A 20,797-nucleotide genomic window follows, 5' to 3' on the forward strand; every position below is an offset into this window, starting at 1 on the left:
CTTTTAGGTTCTTCATGAGTAAAATCCGCATTTTCTATCCCTTCGTCGGGGGCGCTACGATTGGGGGCAGCCATGTCTCGGCCTTGGGCTTGATCCGAAATCTTAACCCCGACCGCTATGAACCCGTAATAGCCCTTCACCGCGAGGCAGGAGCGTTGGGGGCCTATATCTCGGATATGGGGCTGAAATATGAGGTGCTGGAAACCCCGCGCATCATCGCCCCCAAACACAGCCGCAGCCCGCAGGATGCCTCGCGCTTTGGGTTTCTTCTGCACTCGGTCCCGCAGATGGTGCGCTATCTAAAGCGAAACCGGATCGACATCGTACACACGAATGATGGCCGGATGCATGGATCTTGGAGCTTGCCCGCCAAGCTGGCCGGCTGCAAGTTCATCTGGCATCACCGGCAAGGGCCGGACGCCAAGGGTGCCAACTTCATCGCGCCTCTGCTGGCAGATCGCATTCTGTCCGTATCCGAGTTCTCGCGCCCCGTACGCCCCGTCCGGTCAATTGATGATCGGTTTCAGGTGGTGCGCAGCCCGTTTGATCTGGATCCTGACATCCCCGATCGCGCGCCCTGCCACAAAGCCCTGTGCACCGAGCTGGGCGTGCCTGACAACAGCGTGCTTCTGGCCTATTTCGGCGTACTGAACGATCGAAAGCGCCCGGTGCATTTCGTGGATGCAGTGAAGGCCGTGCGCGACGCGATGCCCAACCGCCCTGTGCATGGGCTGATTTTTGGCCGGGTCGAGGCCGAAGGCTCGGACATTGATCAAGCCTGTGTGGATCGCGCCGCTGAACTTGGCCTGTCGTCGAACCTGCACATGATGGGCTTTCGCGATCCCCCGGCACCTGCGATGGCCGGGGTGGACGCCCTTCTGATCACTGCGCTGGACGAACCGTTCGGACGCACTTTGATCGAGGCAATGCATCTGGGCACACCCGTTATCGCCACCCGCCACGGCGGCAACCCCGAGGCGATCATCGACGGCGAAACCGGGTATCTTGTAGCCCCTTGGGATGCCGCCGCCTTTGCCGCACCTATGCGCGAACTCATCGAAGATCCGAGCCTGTATGCCCGTATCGCCGCCGCCGCGCAAAAAGATGTTCGTGGGCAATATGGGCTGGACGTCCATGTGGCCAAAACGACTGCTGTTTATGATGTTTTAGCTGGGAATACGGATTGATCCGATGAAAGACATAACCCCTCGTTCCATTGATTTTTTGATAATCGGTGCCGCCAAATGCGCCACCACGTGGGAACAGCAATCCCTGTCAGCCTCGCCCGGCATCTTCATGCCCGCACCCGAGTTGCATTTTTTCTCGCGCGAGTTTGAGCGGGGATATGACTGGTTCAACGCGCAATTTGACGGCGCGCAGCCCGGCGATATCGTGGGCGAGAAATCGAACTCGTACATGACCCAGCCCGAGGCCGCCGCGCGCATTCATGCGGCCTATCCTGATGTAAAGATGATCGTGCAGATGCGCGATCCGGTTCAGCGGGCGTACTCGGATTACTGCATGCTTCTGCGCCGGGGCGAGGTAGACGAGGACATCCGCCGTCACCTTGATCCGCAGAAGGCCGGGACGGAACGGTTCCTGCATGACGGGATGTACGGCCATCACCTGCAACGCTTCTATGCACTGTTTGCGCGTGAACAGATCCTGCTTTTGGCGTTCGAGGATGTGGCCACCAACCCCGAACGGCAGTTGCAATGGGTTGCGGATCATATCGGTTATTCCGGGCAGTTGACCCCGCCCCTGCGCGAAAAGGTAAAAGACAAACACGCAGCCGCCGTTCCCGCGCCGCTTCGGCGTCTTCTGGCTCCGCTGCGGCCACTGCTTGACCCGATCCGCAACCGGCCGCCTGTCAGCACTTTGCGCAATCTTGTCGCCAAGCCTTTCACCTATCCGGCGCTTCCCGATGACCTGAAGCGAGAGATGGAGGCATTCTATCAGCCCGACAAAGCACTGCTGAAGGAACTGGCCCCCGCGTTCACCCCGCCTTGGAGATAGCTTCAGCACTAAAGTGATCCCCAAATTCGTTTCAAGCCAATTGATTCTCCACATATCTACCAGTGATTGCATTTAACGTGAATCAATCTGCTTATAGGCGCTTTTCTTGACGCCAACTTTACACCCTTTAGATGAAGCGTCGTATCCAATTTCGCATCCCACACTTAAAACCCCACCTAAGCGCCTGAAATCAATATGTGTTTCTAAAAAAGAAACAATAGATGCCTACAAATTGTTAGAAATGCGGCGATTAGTGCGGTACATTGGAAGACAAGGAAACAGGTTACGTTTCGACACCAGTCGGGGCTTCCAGGGGTGGGTCTGTTTCGAACAGCAAAAGAATTTTGTGCCGTGCTCTCCGCCCCAAATGTATGTTCGTGCGTATTTCAAGCGCGGACAAGTGTTTGCCAGATTTTGGCGCAGTAAAAGTTTTGGATGCGAGAGCGCATAAGTAGTGAGTGAACGAGGTGTTGAACAAACTGATTGAATCAAACTTGGGCTGACATAATCCAGCCTTTCCGTGTTGGAAAATGTTAGCCGGTTCAACCTCTCGAAACGTATGAATTTCCTGTCGTGCGCCCCTGAAGCGTCACGAAATTTGAACAATGATTTTTATCTCGGAGCCGGGGAAGGTTCTTAAAATGCTTGATGGAATGGGGTTTGGGTCTTCTCGGGAAGACTCGGCGTCTGCTCGTACAGGAGCACAAGACACACTGAAGCACTGGCTTCTTCAAAAGAAGATCGAGCTGTGTGCAAACCATAAATTGGTTATCGGGGACATCGTTGCCTCGGCCGCTGCGGTGTTCGCTGCGATCAGCCTGTCACAGGGCGGAGCGGTCACATCCGAATGGATGGCAGTGATGGTTCCGATGATGCTTTTGGCGGGCATCGTCAATTTCGTGATCTTCACGGTGACCGGGTTTTACAGACGACATTCGCGGTCGACATCCTTGAACGATGTCATGTTGATCTCGCACGGGGCTTTGGTGGCTCTTTGCATTCAGATCCTGATTGCTGCGCAAATCCCAGCCTTGGCTCCGATCACATTCTCGATCTTCATTATCCAGTTCTTGGCGACCATCCCGTTCACCGGAGCGCTGCGCATTGTCGCGCGTCACCGTGAAATGCTGCGCCGCACCAAACGCGCGAACCGCATCGCGGAAGAACAAATCCCCGTGGCTTTGTTGGGCACTGGTACGAATTGCGATCTTTTCCTGCGGTCCTTGGATCGGTCGAACTCGACCTATGTCCCGGTGGGCATCATTGATGATGCAACCGGCGCCATCGGGCTGCATTTCCACAACGCGCCCATTCTAGGGTCGATCCGCGAGCCCAAGCGCGCAATCAAGGCGCTCGAGGCCTGCGACCGCACCCCGCAACAGCTTTTGCTGACCGAAGATGTTTCCCATTTCGACAATAAGGGCATTTTCGAACTGCTGTCCTGGGCGACTTCGAACGGGATCAAGGTCTCGCGCCTGCCGGGTCTGGCGGACCCCGCTTTGGATCAAGCAGGAGACAACGAAATCAAGCTGCGCGCGATTCAGCCCGAAGACATTCTGAACCGCCCGCAAAAGGCTGTGGAACGCTCTTTGCTTCGTAAGATGATCGAAGGCCGCCGCGTGCTGATCACTGGTGCTGGTGGATCCATTGGCAGCGAATTGTCGCGCCAGATTGCATCCTTCAATCCGTCGCTTCTGGTGCTTTTGGACAATTGCGAATTCAATGCCTATTCGATCGACATGGATCTTGGGAAAAACTACCCCGATGTGAACCGTCAGGTGCATGTCGGCTGTATCCGGGATGCCCAGCGCGTTCAGTCGATCTTCCAACGCTATAAGCCTGAACTGGTCTTCAATGCCGCTGCGCTGAAGCACGTGCCCATGGTCGAATTGAACCCCTGCGAGGGCGTTTTGACCAACGTCGTCGGCACGCGCAACGTTGCAGATGCTGCACGCGAAGTGGGGGCCATTGCGATGGTCCAGATCTCGACCGACAAGGCGGTGAACACCACCAACGTAATGGGCGCGACCAAGCGCGTGGCCGAGTTCTACGCCCAAGCGCAGGACCGCATCACCTTCCAGAAGCAAGGCCCTGAAGCGAAAGGACAAACGCGCTTCTTCTCGGTCCGGTTCGGCAATGTACTGGGGTCGTCCGGATCGCTTATCCCGCTGTTCCAGAAACAGATCAGTGAAGGTGGCCCGTTGACTGTCACCGACCGCCGGATGGAGCGTTTCTTCATGACCATCCGCGAGGCCGTGCAACTGACCGTTGTGGCCGCGGCCAAGGGTCTGGCGCGCAACTCGGGTCTGGGCGAAATCTTCGTTCTGGACATGGGCGAACCGGTTAAGATCGTCGATCTGGCCGAGCGTATGGTCCGCATGGCCGGGCTGGAACCCTATCGCGATATCGAGATCGACTTTGTCGGCATCCGTCCGGGCGAGAAACTGTTTGAAGAGCTGTTCGACAAAGCCGAAGAGCGTCGCGACAGCGGCATCGAATCCGTCGACAGCGCGTTGCCCGACGGTGTTCCGATGGCCCAGTTGCGATCGGCGATTATTGCGCTGGAAACCGCTGCCCGTGCGGGCGACGAAGCCGCCGTGCGCCGCCAGCTGATCGACCTTGTTCCGGGCTATGGCGACCATGCGGATGCCACCCCGCGCGAGAATGTCCACTGCATTGCCTCTCGTCGTCCGTCTTATCCGGCCCCGGTTGCGGGTCCGAAGCGTCAAGCCGAGATCCGGGATGGTTCGGAACCCCGCCTTTGGGCGGGCGAGTAAACGCCATGTCCAGCACAGCCGATATGCATGAAATGACCAAGAAAGGTGCCTCTAAAAAGGCGGTGGTTCTTGGCAGCTTGGGATGGTCCTTGGTGAACTTTCGCCTCGACCTGATCCGCAGGCTAGCCGCCAACGGGTACGAGGTTCTGGCCGCTGCCGCCGATATCGACGACGAAACCGCCCAAACCCTGCGCGACAACGGTGTGCGTCCCTGCCCCATTCCGATGGACCGCACAGGCACCAATCCTGTGCGCGATCTGGGAACGCTTTGGGCGCTGGTGCGGTTCTTTCGCCGCGAAAAACCCGATCTGGTGATTTCCTACACCATGAAGCCGAACATCTATGGCAGCCTTGCCGCGCAGATCGCAGGCGTGCCGCATCGCTACGCGCTGTTCACCGGTCTGGGCTACAGCTTCATGGAAGAAAACCCCACTGGGCGACGCAAGCGCGTGCGGGATTTGTCGATCCTTCTGCACCGGGCCGCCCTTCGCCGCATCCACGGCGCGTTTTGCTATAATGCAGCGGACCGACGCGATATCCGCCGTTTTCATCTAATCCCGGACCGCGTGCCTCTGGCAGACGTGCCCGGATCCGGCGTCGACACGAAACGCTATACACCTACGCCTGTTCCGACGGGGCGTGTAAAATTTCTGTTCATCGGGCGGCTTTTGCGCAGCAAGGGGCTTTTGACCCTTGGCAAAGCCGCCGAAATTCTTCGTGCCCAAGGGCATGAATGTGACATCGATATTTTGGGACCGGCAGACAGCAACCCTGACGCCATTGACCCCGACTTGTTTGCCGATTGGCAAAAAAGCGGGCTGGTCAACTGGTTAGGCGAGACACGCGACGTACGTCCGTATCTGGCTAAGTGCAGCGTTTTTGTCTTGCCGACCGAGCTGCGTGAGGGCGTCCCGCGATCGATCCTTGAGGCCATGTCCAGTGGACGCGCTGTGATCACCACAGACGCCCCCGGTTGTGGCGAAGCCACCCAAGACGGCGTGTCTGGTCTGGTATTTCCTCAAGGGGACGCGGACGCCCTTGCGCAGACGATGAAGAAATTCATCGATGATCCTTCCCTTGCCGTGACCATGGGCAAGGCCGCGCGCGATCACGCGTGTCGGACCTATGACGTGCATCTGGTCAATTCGATCCTGATGCAGCACATGGGGGTCGAACCCCTTAACCCGGAAGAGAGCCTGCCCAAGGGGCTGGACTATACAGGGCTTGCGTCATGATCCGCGCAGCGGCCCCCACCCCATCGGGTAACACGCCCGAACACGGCAATCGCTTCGTGCGGTTCCTGCTGGCGGGGGTCGTCAACACGGGCTTTGGCTATTCCGTTTATGCGGCATTTGTCTTCGCGGGCGCACACCCGCAAGTCGCACTGGCACTGCAATTCGCCATTGGCGTGGTGTTCAACCACATGACCCATGGGCGCTTTGTGTTTGGCACACGCGGCTATAGCCGCTTCCCCCATTACGTCGCAGCTTATGTGGCCGTCTATCTGTTCAACGCGGTCCTGTTGAAACTGCTCATGGGCTTTGGCGCAGGCGCTTATCTGGCACAAGCCATCGCCTTGGCCCCCACGGTGCTTCTGTCCTTCAAGCTGGTCTCGGCCGCCCTGCAGGGTGGTTCAGACGGCGGAAAGGACGTGGCATGAGCGTGGCTGATATGTTCAAATCCGACAGCTCGGGCGCGACCGGACGCAAGACACTGGACGATCCCGTCGCCCGACGCATGGGGCAAATCGCGATTGCCATCGGCTTTGCGGTCCTGCTGGCCGCTGTCTATGGCCGCTTGATGGGATATGGGCTGCGTCGGGACGAAATGATGTTCGTCCCCCCGGCCCGTTTGATGGATGACCTGACGCTTTACAGCGACGTGTTTTATAATCACGTCCCCTATTCCGCGTGGTATTTCCGTGGCTTCGACCTGCTGTTCGGGGCCGGAGGTCTGTTGTTCTCTGCCCGGTTGGGAATCTTTGCCGCATGGTTGATGCTGGCGGGCGTGACCAGCTGGATCACCTTGCGCCTGTCAGACTCGCCGCGCATGTCGCTATTTGCCGCCGTTGCAGTCCTGACCTGCCATCCCTTGATGAACGAACCCGGCATGGCGGCGTCCAACAACCTGTTGCAACTGCCCTTCGCCCTTGCCGGACTTGGCCTGTTCCTGATCGAGGTGAAAGACCAGCGCCTGCGCCCAGCACGGCTGTTTGCCTCGGGTCTATGCCTGTCGATTGCAACCGGCATGAAGGTCAGCGCTGTGGCTTTCATTCCGCCAGTTGCCATCGCTGCGTTCCTTCTGCCCACCACATTGTCCTTTGCCGAGCGCGCCCGCCGCGTTGCCCTGCCAATCCTGATCGGTGGTTTGGTCGGCGCGCTGCCTCTGTTCGTCCTGCTGCTTAGCGATCCGCAGCTTTTCCTGGCTCACATCGTCAAATTCCACACCGGCCCCCATGTCGCCTATTGGGAGGTCAATCGCCTGACCGAGCCGGATCTGGCCCTGGGATTGGGCGCGAAGGCGCAGCTTGCTTATGGCGTCTGGTTAGAAGGCGTGCCGCTGATCATTGGGTTCGTGATCCTGTGTTTTGGCTGGATGGCATTTGTCGTGCCAAGTGGGCACTTGGACCCGGAAGAGAACACGATGGGACCGGTTCTGGTCGTCTTGGGCACGCTTGCGACCACTATGATGATGAGCTTCACGCCCACGCCCGGCTTCTCGCAATACTATATCGCGCCGCTTGTGGTGCTGCCGGTGTTGGCCGCTTTGGTGCTGGCCCGTGTTTCATGGGCGCAGCGCAACAATGCGCGCCCCGTGCTGGCCGCCGCGTCGATCCTGTGCGTCTTGACCGCCGTTCCGTGGCTGTTCCCAGACCTGCGCACCACGCTGGGCGTCGGCATGACAACACCGCAAAAGATGAACGCCGGCGGGCAGGCACTAAGGGCCGAGATGTTGAACCGAGGCATTGTTAACGGCAAGGTCGCAACCTTCTTGCCAATCTATCCGCTGGAAGTCGGGCTGGACGTATACCCCGAGCTTGCCACGGGGCAGTTTGCCTATCGCATCGCGCCAATGACCGATCCTGAACTGGCCCAGCATTACGTGATGGCCGGACCCGATCAGATCGCATCTGTTTTCGACAAGGAACCTCCTGCTGCCTTCCTTCTGGGCTATGAGCCCACGCTGGAGGAGCCGCTTTTGGACTATGCCACTGCGCATGGCTATCGCGAGGTTTCTATCGACGGCCTGAACAATCGCTATGGCGAGGGCCGCGTTTTTCTTCAACCCGGGGAGATTTCTGAATGATCCCTATCCTGCAAACATTTAACCAAATCACTTTTCAAACCCGCGTACCCAGGGTGGCTCTTACGGGGACGCAACACACACCTGTTCAAACTTCGTAAAAAGGGGGAACACACTATGCAAACGATCTTGCTTGCCGGCGGCCTTGGGTCGCGTTTGGCAGAAGAAACAGTCGCCATTCCAAAGCCGATGGTCGAAGTCGGTGGCAGACCGATCATCACCCGAGTGATGGATATCTACAGCCATTTTGGCCACAATGATTTCATCGTGGCAGCTGGCTATAAGTCCCTGTCTCTGAAGCAGTATTTTGCCAACTACCACCTGATTGCCAACAACATTACTGTGGCTGTGGACAGTGGCAAGATGGACTTGACCCCGGCCCAGCCCGGCGGGTGGAACGTGTCCGTCGTGGACACCGGTCCCAAGACCATGACCAGCGGGCGCATTCGTCGCCTGAAGGAATGGCTGAAGCCCGGCCCATTCATGGTCACCTATTCGGATGGGGTCGGAAACATCGACATCAATGCGCTGATCGAGTTCCACAAATCCCACGGCAAGCTGGCGACCGTGACCGCAGTGCAGCCCCCTGCCCGCTTCGGCAATATCGAACTGGCCGGTGACCGCGTGGAAGCCTTCACCGAGAAGGTTCGCCGTCGTAACACCTGGATCAACGGTGGCTTCTTCGTGTTTGAGCCCGAGGTCATGGACTATTTCGTCGATGACATGGAACCACTGGAACAATCTCCCCTGACCCAGATGGCGCAGGATTGCGAACTGATGGCCTTCAAGCATGACGGGTTCTGGCATCCGATGGACACGATCCGCGACCGCAACACTCTGAACGAGCTGTGCGAAGAGGAAACGCCCCCTTGGATGCGCTTCAACGAAGAGCTGCCGAACGACATCACGGCCCTTGCGATTTGAGGTCCAACATGTCCGGCGCTGTCCCTTCTGATTTCGGCGGCGCGTTCAAAGACCGCCACGTTCTTGTCACCGGTCATACCGGTTTCAAGGGCGGATGGATTTGCCATTGGCTCATGCAGCTTGGTGCGCGCGTGACGGGCATTGCCCTTGCGCCCGAACCGGGTCCGAACCTGTTTGATGTGACTGGTCTTGAAGGTGACATGGACAGTCGCCTGATCGACATTCGAGATCGCGAAGCGCTTTTGGCGCAGGCGGGCGATATCGACGCTGATCTGGTGATCCACATGGCCGCGCAGCCTTTCGTGCGCCGGTCCTATGTCGAACCCTCTGCGACCTTCGCGACCAATGTGTCGGGAACAGCCCATGTGCTGGATCTGGCGCGCGAGATGCCGTCCCTAAAAGCTGTTGTCGTTGTGACCAGCGACAAGTGTTACGAGAACAACGAATGGGGCTGGGGCTATCGCGAGAATGACCCGATGGGCGGCTCGGACCCCTATAGTGCCTCGAAAGGCGCGACCGAGCTGGTCGCGCAAGCCTATCAGCGGTCGTTCTTCAACGCTGAGGACGGACCGCAACTGGCAACAGTTCGCGCGGGCAACGTATTTGGCGGCGGCGACTGGGGCGAAGATCGTCTGATCCCCGACATCGTGCGGGCAACAGTGGCGGGGCAACCCGTACAGATCCGAAATCCGTCCAGCATTCGCCCGTGGCAACATGTGCTGGAGCCGCTTTCGGGCTATCTGGCCTTGGCCGCACAGCTTCTGTCTGACGGGGCGCCTTTCGCGGGTCCATGGAATTTCGGCCCTGACGTCTCGGGCACTGTAAATGTGCAAGAGTTGGCGGCGCTGATGCAGGACAGCTGGGGCGAAGGTGGCCCGCAATTCGAATTTGGCGAAGCGGACCCCAAAATGCACGAGGCTGGCATTCTGCGGCTCGACAGCACCAAAGCGCAAACCGGACTGGGCTGGCGTCCGCAACTGGATCTGGATCACGCCGTGGGCATGACCGTCGATTGGTACCGTGCCCATCAAGCAAATGAAAACATGAAAGAATTTACCTTGGCACAAATCGCGCAATACGGTGCGCTTATGTCTGGGGCATCACAGAATACAAAATCACTGGCTGCCCAATAGCGCCAGAGAGAGGGAGATTATTATGCGAGTGAATTATGGCCAAACCGTTCATGGACAGGAAGAGATCGACGCCGTTGTCGAAGTCCTGAAAACCTCGACTCAAATGGGACCGCGTGTGCGCAAGATGCAGGAACGCGTGGCGGCATTGTTCGCCAAGAATCACGGGATCATGGTGAACTCGGGATCAAGCGCCAACTATTTGGCGGTCGAGATCCTGGACCTGCCCAAAGGCAGCGAGGTGATCACCCCTGCCCTGACTTTCGCGACCACCGTGGCCCCTTTGGTACGTCAGGGATTGATCCCCGCTTTCGTGGACGTGGCCCCCGGCACCTATAACATCGACGTGGACGCAATTGAGCGGATGATCACGCCCAACACCTCGGCCGTCATGATCCCGTCCTTGATCGGCAACCTGCCCGACTGGGTGCGCATTCGTGAATTGGCCGATGCCCACGGGCTGAAGGTCATCGAAGACAGCGCCGATACGCTGGGCGCCACGATCGGAGCGAACAGCACCGGCAAGTATTCGGATGTTTCGACCACCAGCTTCTATGGCTCGCATGTGATCAACGGCGCGGGCAATGGCGGTATGCTGTGTGTGAATGACGAGGAACTCGGCCGCAGGGCGCTGCTTCTGCGCTCATGGGGTCGCAGTTCGTCCCTGTTTGTCGAAAGCGAGACCATCGAGAACCGCTTTAACGTACAAGTGGACGGGATCGACTATGACGCCAAATTCCTGTTCGAGGATCTGGGCTATAACCTTGAGCCGTCCGAGATCAGCGCGGCATTCGGACTGGTTCAGTTGGATAAGTTGAATCACAACATCACCGAGCGTGAAAAGAATTTCGACGCTCATATGGCCTTCTTCAAAGCCTATGAAGATTGGTTCATCCTGCCCGATCAACTTCCCAACAGCCGCACCGGTTGGCTGTCCTTCCCGGTGACCATACGCGACGGTGCCCCTTTCACGCGGCGCGATATGCAGATCCATCTGGAGAAAGCTGATATCCAGACCCGCCCGGTCTTTACTGGCAACATCCTGCGCCAACCCGCCATGCAGAACGTCACCTGCAAAACTGATCCGGCGGGATATCCGGTTGCGGATGAGGTGATGAAAGGCGGCGTGCTTTTGGCGGTCCACCACGGCCTGACACAAGCGCATATGGACTACATGCATGAAATCTTTACCGGTTTCGCGCGTCAACATCAGGGGGTTGCCGCCCAATGAGCACCCCCCGCGCCCCTCACCGATTGCCGGACTGGCTGCCTTATGAAGGCGGCCAGAACACCGGCATTCATGGGTTGAGGGGCGTGGCCGCCGCAATGGTCTTGTTTGCGCATATCGTCGGCGGCACGGGCGAACATATCTATGCGGATAACGCGGCGTATATCGCCGTGTCCGAGCCGCTTTGGAACTTCGGCACCTTCTTCGTCTATCTGTTCTTCGCGATCTCGGGCTTTGTGATCCTGCCCAGCGCGTTTCGGTACGAGCCGCGTGATTTCGCATGGCGTCGGATGCTGCGGATCTATCCGCTGTTTCTAGTCTTCTCTCTGATCTTCATCGCAGGGAACGCCATCACTAACCTGCAACCCGATCTGAACAATCTGCCAACAATCCTTTATGCGCTGAGCTTCACAAACTTGCTGGCGGGGACGGAACAGCTGACCCCGAACGCTTGGAGCTTGACCTACGAGATGATGTTCTATTGCCTCGCCGGTCTGGGTGCATATGCGATTACACAAAAGCTGCGCGGGCTTCAGACGATCATGGCGCTGGCATCCGTCGCGTTTTTGGTCATTTTCCCGAAATCGCTGTACTTCGTTGCGGGCATTCTGGTGTTCATTCTGCATGGACGGCAATTCGTGCAAAAGCTCCCGGCACGCCCACTTCTGGAAGTCATCGCTGCGGTGGCCTTGGGCTATGCCGCATCCCGCGCGCATTTCGATTTCCGCGCAGGCGAGATGCGCGAGCCCATAACCCTGATCTGCATGGCGCTGACCTTCCTTTATTTCCTTTTTGCCGTGGAAAAGGACAGCGTCACCGCACGGCTTCTATCGGCCCGATGGACGCAATATTTGGGGACGATCAGCTATAGCCTGTATTTGGTGCATCCCTATATCTACATGCCAATGCGGGTGGTGTTTCAGAAGCTTGGTTTCTTTTCAGACAACGCTTGGGCCAGCGTCGTGGTGTTCGGCATCGTCACGCTAATCCTGTCGATCGTAGCGGCCCATATTTCTTTTATCCTATTTGAAAAATACCCACAAAAACTGGCCAAGAATTGGGCCACTCGACCGAAAATTATCCAAAAGGGAACGCTCTCATGAATGTGCAATCCAAACCCGCTTCGACCCTGTCCCAGTGCCGTACATGTGGGTCCAAGAACCTGTTTCTTTTTCTGCCGATGGGCGCGCATCCTCCTGCAAACATGTTTGCGAAGACCGCTGACCCAGAACAGCGCCAACCGGCGTTCGAACTGAACACCCAAGCCTGTCTGGATTGCGGACTTATTCAGGTGGCCGATCAAGTGCCCGACGCGTTTTTCGAAGATTACCTTTATGTCCCCTCGGGCGCGGCCACGATGCACGAGCATTTCGCGGGTTTAGCTGCGGTGGCCAGCGATTATGCAAAGGGCGGGTTGATTGTCGACGTGGGCTGCAATGACGGCCTGATGCTAGGCCACGCCGTGAAAGCTGGCGCGACGGTTCTGGGCATCGACCCAGCCGCCAACCTTGCCCCGCTTGCGAAAGAGCGTGGCGTGGATGTGCTGACCGCCTATTTCAACCCGGAAACCGCCGGGGCTGTTTTGAAAGACAAGGGGCCGGCCAAGGTCATCACCACGACGAACACGTTCAACCACATTGATGATTTGCACGGGTTCATGGATGCGGTGCGGGTTCTTCTGGACGATGACGGTGTTTTCGTAATCGAGGTCCCGTGGGGCAAGAAAATCGTCGAGACCAACCAGTTCGACAACGTTTATCACGAGCACATGTCCGAGCTGAGCCTGCTGTCCATTGTTCGCCTTGGTCAATCGCGCGGCATGGATGTGGTGGACGTCACCAAACTGCCCGTTCACGGCGGGTCCATGCGCGTCTTCATGAAGCGCGCCAGCCTTGGGCAGGACCCTGCCCCGATCGTGGCCGAAATGCTGGCCGAGGAAGACGCCGCTGGGCTAACCGAGCGCGCGACCTATGAAGCCTTTGCCGAACGGGTGGACGAGCTGGGGCGTCAGCTAAAGGCCATGCTGGCTGACATCAAAGCCGAGGGCAAAACCGTTGCCGCCTATGGCGCGCCCGCTAAGGGCAACACGCTTTTGAACTATTTCGGCATCGGTGCCGAGACGCTTGATTTTGTTGTTGATAAGAACCCGTTGAAACAGGGGCTTTACACCCCAGGCACACGTCTTACGATCCTGTCGCCCGATGTGGTAGCCGAGCGTAAACCCGACTATCTTCTGGTCCTCGCGTGGAACTTCTTTGACGAAATCCGCGAGCAAATGTCCGATTTCGAGGCCAGCGGCGGCAAGTTCATCGTGCCTCTGCCGATGCCGCGTCTTGTGCCATAGGTGACGGGATGGCGCGGGTTCTGATCACTGGCGGCACGGGCTTTATCGGCTCTCACCTTGCGCGCGCATGTGTTACGCGCGGGGATGAGGTGACATTTCTTGCACGCCCAAGCTCGACGCTGGAACGTGTGGCAGACATTGCCACACGTCTTGATATTCAGCGCGTTACGCTGACCGATCAGGATCGACTGGACGCCTGTCTGGCCCAGACCCGCCCCGAGATCGTATTTCACCTTGGGTCCAGAACCCGGTTCACAGCCGAAACCGACCTTTCGGACCTACAACAAGGACTGGACGAGAACCTGTCCCCCCTTGTGGCACTGCTGTCCGCTTGCACCCGCGCTGCCACACCACCGATCAGCTTTGTCCGCGCCGGAACCATCGCAGAATACGGCCACATCGCCGCCCCCTTTCACGAAAGCGATCGCGAACAACCCGCAAACGCCTATGGCCTGTCCATGTTGGCGGGAACCCAGTTCCTGAATGGCGCGCGCGCCCGCCTGCCTTTCCCGGTCTCGACCGCGCGACTGGCCTTGACATATGGACCTGCGCAATCGGCGGATTTCCTGTTGCCCTCACTGATCCAAGCGTGTGTAGCAGGCGAGCCAATCACCATCGCGCGCCCGAAAGACCGGCGTGATCTGATCCATGTGGATGATGTGGTCGCTGCCCTTCTGCGTATGGCCGAAGTAACTGACGCCATGCCTTCTGTTGTGAATATCGGAACTGGTCATGCGCCAACAATGCGCGAAGTGACACTTGCCGTTATCAGCGCCATGGGCGCCTCGGCCGATACTGCGACGTTCAAAGACCAGCCGGATGATCAAGCGGTCGAACTTCGGATCGCCCCGACCTCGCAACAGGAGCTGCTAGGATGGTCGCCCACGATCAACTTGGACACCGGAATCGCCATGTTGGTTGAAACTGCGCAGGCAAGTCGTCCTCGCCCCACGAACAGGAGATCAGCATGACCACGCTTGTATCGATCCTTATCCCTGCCCTGAATGAAGAGGCGAACGTCCGCCGGGCCTATGACCGCGTGTTGGCGGTGTTCGACGAACTGGACGGCTACGAGCCCGAGATCATTTTCACTGACAACCACTCGGACGATGACACGTTCACGATCCTGTCCGAGATTGCCCAGAACGACCCGAACGTGCGGGTGATCCGTTTTTCCAAGAACGTCGGCTATCAGGCCTCGGTTCTGACGGCATATCGCGCGGCGCGCGGGGCATGCTCGATCCAATTGGATTGCGACCTGCAAGACCCGCCCGAGCTTATCCCCCAGATGCTGGATTTGTGGAAGCAGGGAAATCAGGTGGTTTATGGCGTGCGCCGCAGCCTGCCGGATGGGCGCATCACTGCCTTTGCACGCCGGTTTTACTACATGCTCATCGACCGGATTAGCGACGACGACCTGCCCAGGAACGCGGGCGAATTTCGCCTGACGGACCGGCGCATTCTGGACGAGCTAAAGCGCGTCGATGACCGATCGCCTTACGTACGGGGATTGATCAGCGGCATGGGCTTCAGCCAGATCGGCTTTGAATATGACCGGCAAGCCCGGCTTGAGGGCGAGTCGAAATTCCCATTCCGTGCGATGCTCTCCTTGGCCATCGATGGGATGATCAACCATTCGCTTTTGCCGCTTCGGTTGGCGTCCTATATCAGCCTGATTGTCGGGCTGGGCACCTTCCTTCTGATGATGTTCTATATCATCGCCAAGCTTGTCTTCGGGCAGGACTGGCCCGCCGGCTTCGCAACCACCACCGTGCTTCTGTTGCTGTCCATGACGCTGAACGCCATGTTCCTTGGCATCCTTGGCGAATATATCGGGCGGATTTTCATGCAGTCCAAAGACCTGCACCGCCCCCTGATCGAGGCCGAATTGAACAACCCAGACCACGCGGGGAAACCGGCCTTCAGGTCGCGCGTCAACGCCGAAACCACCTCGGAACCCGATACGGAAACCCTTATCAACAAGATCGTAGGATAGGTTTTTGCGCATACTCTTCATTCAGGGCGGCTTCGGCACCGGCGGCGCCGAGAAAATCATCGCGATGATTGCCAACCACCGGATCGCCCAAGGAGATCAGGTCGAGGTCGCCGCCATGCGTGCCCCCAAGGATGGCACCTATTACAGCTATGCACCCGAGGTCACGCTGACGGTTCTAGAGCCCGATGCCAAGATGAATGCCCCGGTAAGCCAATTCCAACGTCTGCGCCAACTGCGCCGGTTGATCCGCGACCGAAAGCCCGATGTAGTTGTGTCTTTCCTGACCAAGATCAATGTCCTGACCCTTGTGGCAGGTTTGGGGCAGCGGGTGCCTATTGTGATCTCGGAACGCAACAATCCAAACGCCCAGAACAATCATCCGGCGTGGCGACGCGCAGCAAAACTGCTGGGACCTCGGGCGAAAGCCATCGTCACCTTGACCGAGCGTGGCCGCGATCAACTGCCTGCAAAACTGCATCGTCGTACCCATGTGATCCCCAATCCGTGCCTCCCAATGAGCGGCAGGCGCGACCTGACAGCGGAACGCGCCACCGATCTTGTCGCGGTCGGCCGCTTGGATTGGCAGAAAGGCTTCGACCTGCTGTTGCAGTCCATGGCGAAACTGCGCACCACGCATCCCGACATCAATCTGACCATCTTCGGCGAAGGCCCCGAGCGCCCGAGTTTGGAACGGCTGCGCTCTGAACTGAAGCTCGACAGCGTAGTGTCGATGCCCGGCACAACGCAAACCCACGGGGCGTGGCTTGGCAAAGGCGAGATTGTTGTCGTCACCTCGCGCTATGAGGGCTTCTGCAATGTGGTGGCCGAGGCGACCTTATCCGGCGTTCCTATCGTCTCGTTCGATTGCGACTTTGGCCCACGCGAGATGATCAAGCACGGGGTGAACGGGCTGTTGGTTCCGACTGGAAATGTCGAGAAACTGACCGAAAACCTGCGCCATTTGATCGAGGATGCCACGCTGCGCCAAAGCATGACTAAGGCGGCAAACCTGAACAAAGACTATCTTGATCCGGACCGGATTCTTGGCGATTGGGACCGCGTTATCAACAGCGCGGCAAAGGGCCTGCCATGAAGCTGTTGCTGATCCAAGGTGGTTTCGGAGCGGGCGGGGCTGAAAAAGTCGTTGCCTTGATCGCCGCGCACCGTGCCCGATTGGGGGACGAAGTAACCGTCATGGGCTTCGATATGCCCGACGGTGGATCATATTTCCCCTATCCCGCCAATGTGCAGCTTTTGCTGCCTGATGGCGCACAGCGCTGCAGTCCTTTGGCGCGACTTCGTGTGATCCGCCGCGCGATCCGTGAAACAAAGCCGGATGTGTTGCTGAGCTTTCTGACCAAGGTCAACGTCCTCAGCCTTGCGGCGGGCATCGGAACCGGGGTGCCCATTGTGATCTCGGAACGCAATAATCCGCGCGCTCAGAACGCACATCCGATCTGGCGACACGCGCAAAACCTGTTGGCACGCCGCGCAGCCTGTGCGGTGATGCAGACCGAACGCGCGCGGGCGGATTTACCGAAAACGGTTCAGCGTGCAGCCGTCGTAATTCCGAATCTCTGCGCGCCAAATCCTGACCACCCGGCAAAGCCCGATCCCGCCGGCTATCGCTTAGTTGCTGTCGGGCGACTTGATGCCCAAAAGGGCTTTGATGTCCTTCTGCGCGCGATGGTGTCCATCGTCGAGGCTTTGCCTAAAACATCCTTGACCATTCATGGCGAAGGACCGGAACGTGCAGCATTGGAAGCCTTACGATCCGATTTGGCCTTGAACGATCACGTCGCCTTGCCCGGCTCCAGCCCCTCGCCCGGTGCCTGGCTATCTGAGGCCGATCTTCTGATCATGCCCTCGCGGTTTGAAGGCTTCCCCAACGTGTTGGCCGAGGCGACAGTTTCGGGCCTGCCCGTTGTGTCCACCGATTGCGATTTCGGCCCGCGCGAGATTGTGGTCGAGGGCGAAAACGGACTGCTTGTGCCGGTGGATGATGCACCCGCGCTGGCGGATGCGGTGATCGGACTGATGCAAAACCACGAACTACGTGCGCATATGGCCGGACAAGCAGCGATCAACCGTGATCGCTTGACGCCCGAGCGGATCTTGGCGGATTGGGATCAGGTGATTGTGCGGGCCATAGCGCGTTAACCCGCCAGCACCCCGTCCAATTCGTCAAAACTCTCGATCTGACTGTCTGCGGCGTGAAGATCATCTGGAGCGTCGGGCGCGTGCACTCGTCCCGGCCGGTTGACTTGAACGGTGCGCCATCCCCGCGCTTTAGGCGTCACGAAATCCTTCGCGGGATTGTCTGCAACATAAACCATCTGCGCGCCCTGCGGCGCCGCATCCTCCATCAGTTCATAGGCCCGCGAGTGCGGCTTTCCGTATCCCTGCGGCCATGCCCCAGTCGGGCAGATATGTGCCAGATGCGCCACAAGCCCCAATGCCGAGACCTTGTTGCGCTGCATCTGCTCGGGTCCGTCCGTGATCAATCCAAATGGGCCCGGCACCCGCGCGAAAAACCGCAGTACATCGTCAGACAACTGAATGTACGGTGGGTGGTTTCTGTAAACCTCGACCAGTTGCAAAATAAGCTCTCGATCCGCCTCAATCCCCACGGCCTCGCACGCGTGGTTGAAGATGTGACGCCTCTCGCCGCTCTCATAGAGCGCGCGGCATTTCTGTCCGAACCCGGCGCGCCCAAAGTGTTCGTGCACCCAATCCCCAACGTAGCGATAACCGCTGAAGGCAAAGTCGCGCTCAAGATACAGCGTGTCGTCTAAATCAAACACCAGCACAGAAGGTTATCCCTGATAAACAGCGCTGTCATAGCGCATCATCAAAACGCCATCGCGCCAGTCGTCATTGGCGGTCGAGGGAAGTTCGCAAATCTCTTCCAGAAGCCACTGCGCAAACGTCGCGCCAGCGTGATCAGCCAAGGGATACCCGCCACCAAAGCGGGCGTTAATCTCGATCACGCAGGGACCAAATCGCGGGTCATCAAGGATCTGAAAGCAGGCCACACCGCGCAACCCCGGAAGAGCGCGGGCAATTCCTTGCGCAATGTCTTTCAGGTCTTGCCGCCGTTCCGTGCGACCTTTTTCGACCTCGCCCGCGCGGATGCTTAGCCGGATATGCGGCACCACGCATTTCAGCGTGCCGGACTGATCGACAAACATGTTGATCGTGTATTCCGACCCCTCAAGCGTGTCCTGAAAAATCATTGGTTCGTCAAACTGCTTGGGCACATCATTGATGTCCTGATAGACCGCCAAACCTCGGCTGGCACTACCCCCGCTGGGTTTCGCAAAAACCGGCCATGTCAGCGCCGTGGGATCTTCCCAAAACTGTGCCTCGTCCATGGTGCGGGGGACTGGGACGCCCGCATCAGCAAAAACCCGAGAGGTCATGGCCTTATCGCGTGCGACCTCGATCACAGACAGATCCGATATATGCACCCGCGCGCCAAGCGCTTGAAAGTCCGCAACCGATTGCGCCAGCGGCAGCAGCTCCGGGTCAATGGTCGGCACCACCAGCGCCACGTTAAACTTGCGCACGATATCCTTGATCGCATCCACATAGCCCGGATCATCACAACGCGGCACCTTGAAGGCGTGATCTGCCACGGCACAGGCTGCACTGTGGTCAGGGTCAAGGTCACAGGCCAGAACGGTCAGATCCAAGGACAGCCGATTGGCGGCAGCGCGAAACGCTTCGATAAGACCAACACGGCGGCCAGCCGAGCAGACAAGAATGGAAAGTTCCGAGCGCGTCATGCGAACTCCTTAATCAACGAAATTCAAATTGCCGAAAACGGCTTATGGTATGAAAAGATTACTACGGAAGCCCCCGTAAACACAGAAAAAAGAATGGGTTGAGAGAGGCGGTGATACAGGTCAGCAGCGATACGAGTATTGTTTCAGGTCCACCCCCACAAGGTCAGCCAGTTCGCGATTGCTGGCCTCGTAATGGCCTTCAATTTTTTCATTGATCAGACGGTCATATCGGGCCGAAATGCGGTCATCGAACGCCCGCGCCCCAGGCAGGGCGCTGAGAAACTTGGTAGTCAATTTCAGATAGCCAAGCGGGACGAAGCCGCCCGGCGACAGTTGCGTATTCCCGATCGTTCCATTCACCACCCGCATCAACAACAGCGGCATCAACGGACGGGACTGGTTTGTCAGCTCGTTTTCAAGCTCAAGATCGAAGCCGAAGAACGTGTTAAGGCGCGCGGCAAAGGCATCGAAATCCTGCGCCATCAATTCATAGGGAAGCGCCAGAACATTCTTGGCCCCGAAATGTGTGTGATACAGCGTCACAAGCTGATGATAGTTCAGATAATCCAGCTCGAACGCAGGCAGCTTATAGATCTGGGGCTGTGGATTGGTCAGAAACTCGCGCAGTTTCAGGCTACCGCCATCCGCCACATATTGCTGATAGAAACTTTTGATCCAGCGGGACTGCTCGCGGAATATAACCAGAATTTTCGCATCGGGAAAGGACTTGGCCAGCCGCCCCGCGATCAGCTCACGGTCAAACCCGCCTGACGCAGGATAGCCCGACAGCCGCTCGTGCGACATGACCAGCGTTTTGGACTGTTCAAGGGCGCGCTCGGCCTCGACCTGAAAGGGGGTTTCGTTGAAGTCCAGCGTATGCCCGATGAACGCATTCCTAACGTCCGCACGTTCAACATAGTAAATCGAACCATGCGTGCGAAACTTGTGCTGCAGCGTAGACGAGCCGGTCTTATGTATCCCGATATGGATAAAGGTAGGAGCGGTTTGGGTCATCAAGTGAAGCTGCTTTTCATCACTGAACAAATTCATATGCGTTCACGAACACCTCTAATATTCACTAACAGCAGCGCAGAGCAAAACGTATTTACCAAACCGGTCAAAAAAATATACCGACCAGCTTCCCCTAGGTGAGATTCACCAACATTCAGCCCGAAAAAGCAATCAAAACCTGCATTGGCCGCCTTAAACACAGCGTTTCTTGTGTTCCTTTATCTAAATCAGAGCCCAAACGCGCAAAAAACGCCCGCCACAAGGTTGCGGCGGGCGTTTC

18 protein-coding genes are annotated in these 20,797 nt (G+C 57.9%); 15 read left to right on the forward strand and 3 right to left on the reverse strand.

What is annotated here, in order from left to right; all coding sequences use genetic code 11:
• The first annotated feature begins 14 nt into the window (after positions 1-14).
• The 15 genes from ACXAH3_RS09830 (at position 15) to ACXAH3_RS09900 (ending at position 17,878) form a co-directional block, all read left to right on the forward strand.
• Positions 15-1,187, forward strand: a complete 1,173-nt coding sequence (locus tag ACXAH3_RS09830; protein WP_474861908.1) for a glycosyltransferase family 4 protein — start codon at positions 15-17, stop codon at positions 1,185-1,187.
• 4 nt (positions 1,188-1,191) lie between these two features.
• Complete coding sequence (locus tag ACXAH3_RS09835) at positions 1,192-2,016, forward strand: sulfotransferase family protein (RefSeq protein WP_474861909.1); 825 nt, start codon at positions 1,192-1,194, stop codon at positions 2,014-2,016.
• A 641-nt stretch (positions 2,017-2,657) separates the two neighbouring features.
• Positions 2,658-4,793 (forward strand): polysaccharide biosynthesis protein, encoded by a 2,136-nt coding sequence (locus tag ACXAH3_RS09840; protein WP_474861910.1) that lies wholly within the window; start codon positions 2,658-2,660, stop codon positions 4,791-4,793.
• A gap of 5 nt (positions 4,794-4,798) precedes the next feature.
• Positions 4,799-6,028, forward strand: coding sequence for a glycosyltransferase family 4 protein (locus ACXAH3_RS09845; RefSeq protein ID WP_474861911.1), 1,230 nt, complete (start codon positions 4,799-4,801; stop codon positions 6,026-6,028).
• Positions 6,025-6,453: a GtrA family protein gene (locus ACXAH3_RS09850; protein ID WP_474861912.1), complete on the forward strand. Its 429-nt coding sequence runs from the start codon at positions 6,025-6,027 to the stop codon at positions 6,451-6,453. Before ACXAH3_RS09845 ends, ACXAH3_RS09850 begins: the two co-directional genes overlap by 4 nt.
• The gene (locus ACXAH3_RS09855; protein ID WP_474861913.1) at positions 6,450-8,099 is read left to right on the forward strand and encodes an ArnT family glycosyltransferase; all 1,650 of its coding nucleotides are present in this window, start codon (positions 6,450-6,452) and stop codon (positions 8,097-8,099) included. The genes ACXAH3_RS09850 and ACXAH3_RS09855 overlap by 4 nt, the downstream gene beginning before the upstream one ends.
• A gap of 114 nt (positions 8,100-8,213) precedes the next feature.
• Positions 8,214-9,020, forward strand: a complete 807-nt coding sequence (gene rfbF, locus ACXAH3_RS09860) for a glucose-1-phosphate cytidylyltransferase (protein WP_474861914.1) — start codon at positions 8,214-8,216, stop codon at positions 9,018-9,020.
• A gap of 8 nt (positions 9,021-9,028) precedes the next feature.
• Complete coding sequence (gene rfbG, locus ACXAH3_RS09865) at positions 9,029-10,153, forward strand: CDP-glucose 4,6-dehydratase (RefSeq protein ID WP_474861915.1); 1,125 nt, start codon at positions 9,029-9,031, stop codon at positions 10,151-10,153.
• A gap of 22 nt (positions 10,154-10,175) precedes the next feature.
• Entirely contained in the window at positions 10,176-11,381 is a 1,206-nt protein-coding gene (locus ACXAH3_RS09870; protein WP_474861916.1) for a DegT/DnrJ/EryC1/StrS family aminotransferase, read from the forward strand.
• Positions 11,378-12,481, forward strand: coding sequence for an acyltransferase family protein (locus ACXAH3_RS09875; RefSeq protein WP_474861917.1), 1,104 nt, complete (start codon positions 11,378-11,380; stop codon positions 12,479-12,481). Before ACXAH3_RS09870 ends, ACXAH3_RS09875 begins: the two co-directional genes overlap by 4 nt.
• Positions 12,478-13,722 (forward strand): class I SAM-dependent methyltransferase, encoded by a 1,245-nt coding sequence (locus tag ACXAH3_RS09880; RefSeq protein WP_474861918.1) that lies wholly within the window; start codon positions 12,478-12,480, stop codon positions 13,720-13,722. The genes ACXAH3_RS09875 and ACXAH3_RS09880 overlap by 4 nt, the downstream gene beginning before the upstream one ends.
• A gap of 8 nt (positions 13,723-13,730) precedes the next feature.
• A complete protein-coding gene (locus ACXAH3_RS09885) occupies positions 13,731-14,693 on the forward strand; it encodes an NAD-dependent epimerase/dehydratase family protein (RefSeq protein ID WP_474861919.1) in 963 nt (320 codons plus the stop codon).
• Positions 14,690-15,718, forward strand: coding sequence for a glycosyltransferase family 2 protein (locus ACXAH3_RS09890; protein WP_474861920.1), 1,029 nt, complete (start codon positions 14,690-14,692; stop codon positions 15,716-15,718). The genes ACXAH3_RS09885 and ACXAH3_RS09890 overlap by 4 nt, the downstream gene beginning before the upstream one ends.
• A 4-nt stretch (positions 15,719-15,722) precedes the next feature.
• A complete protein-coding gene (locus tag ACXAH3_RS09895; protein WP_474861921.1) occupies positions 15,723-16,811 on the forward strand; it encodes a glycosyltransferase in 1,089 nt (362 codons plus the stop codon).
• On the forward strand, positions 16,808-17,878 hold the full coding sequence (locus ACXAH3_RS09900; RefSeq protein WP_474861922.1) for a glycosyltransferase family 4 protein: 1,071 nt from the start codon (positions 16,808-16,810) through the stop codon (positions 17,876-17,878). The genes ACXAH3_RS09895 and ACXAH3_RS09900 overlap by 4 nt, the downstream gene beginning before the upstream one ends.
• Here ACXAH3_RS09900 and ACXAH3_RS09905 read toward each other — a convergent pair.
• The 3 genes from ACXAH3_RS09905 to ACXAH3_RS09915 form a co-directional block, all read right to left on the reverse strand.
• Positions 17,875-18,528 carry an HAD family hydrolase gene (locus ACXAH3_RS09905; protein WP_474861923.1) on the reverse strand — a complete coding sequence of 218 codons (654 nt, stop codon included), beginning with the start codon at positions 18,526-18,528 and terminating at the stop codon, positions 17,875-17,877. The two genes, ACXAH3_RS09900 and ACXAH3_RS09905, sit on opposite strands and share 4 nt — an antisense overlap.
• Before the next feature lie 6 nt (positions 18,529-18,534).
• On the reverse strand, positions 18,535-19,506 hold the full coding sequence (locus tag ACXAH3_RS09910) for an ATP-grasp domain-containing protein (RefSeq protein WP_474861924.1): 972 nt from the start codon (positions 19,504-19,506) through the stop codon (positions 18,535-18,537).
• A 120-nt stretch (positions 19,507-19,626) separates the two neighbouring features.
• Complete coding sequence (locus ACXAH3_RS09915) at positions 19,627-20,556, reverse strand: sulfotransferase (RefSeq protein WP_474861925.1); 930 nt, start codon at positions 20,554-20,556, stop codon at positions 19,627-19,629.
• Positions 20,557-20,797: the final 241 nt, after the last annotated feature.

This window comes from Aliiroseovarius sp. ABM4_368, assembly GCF_056161205.1.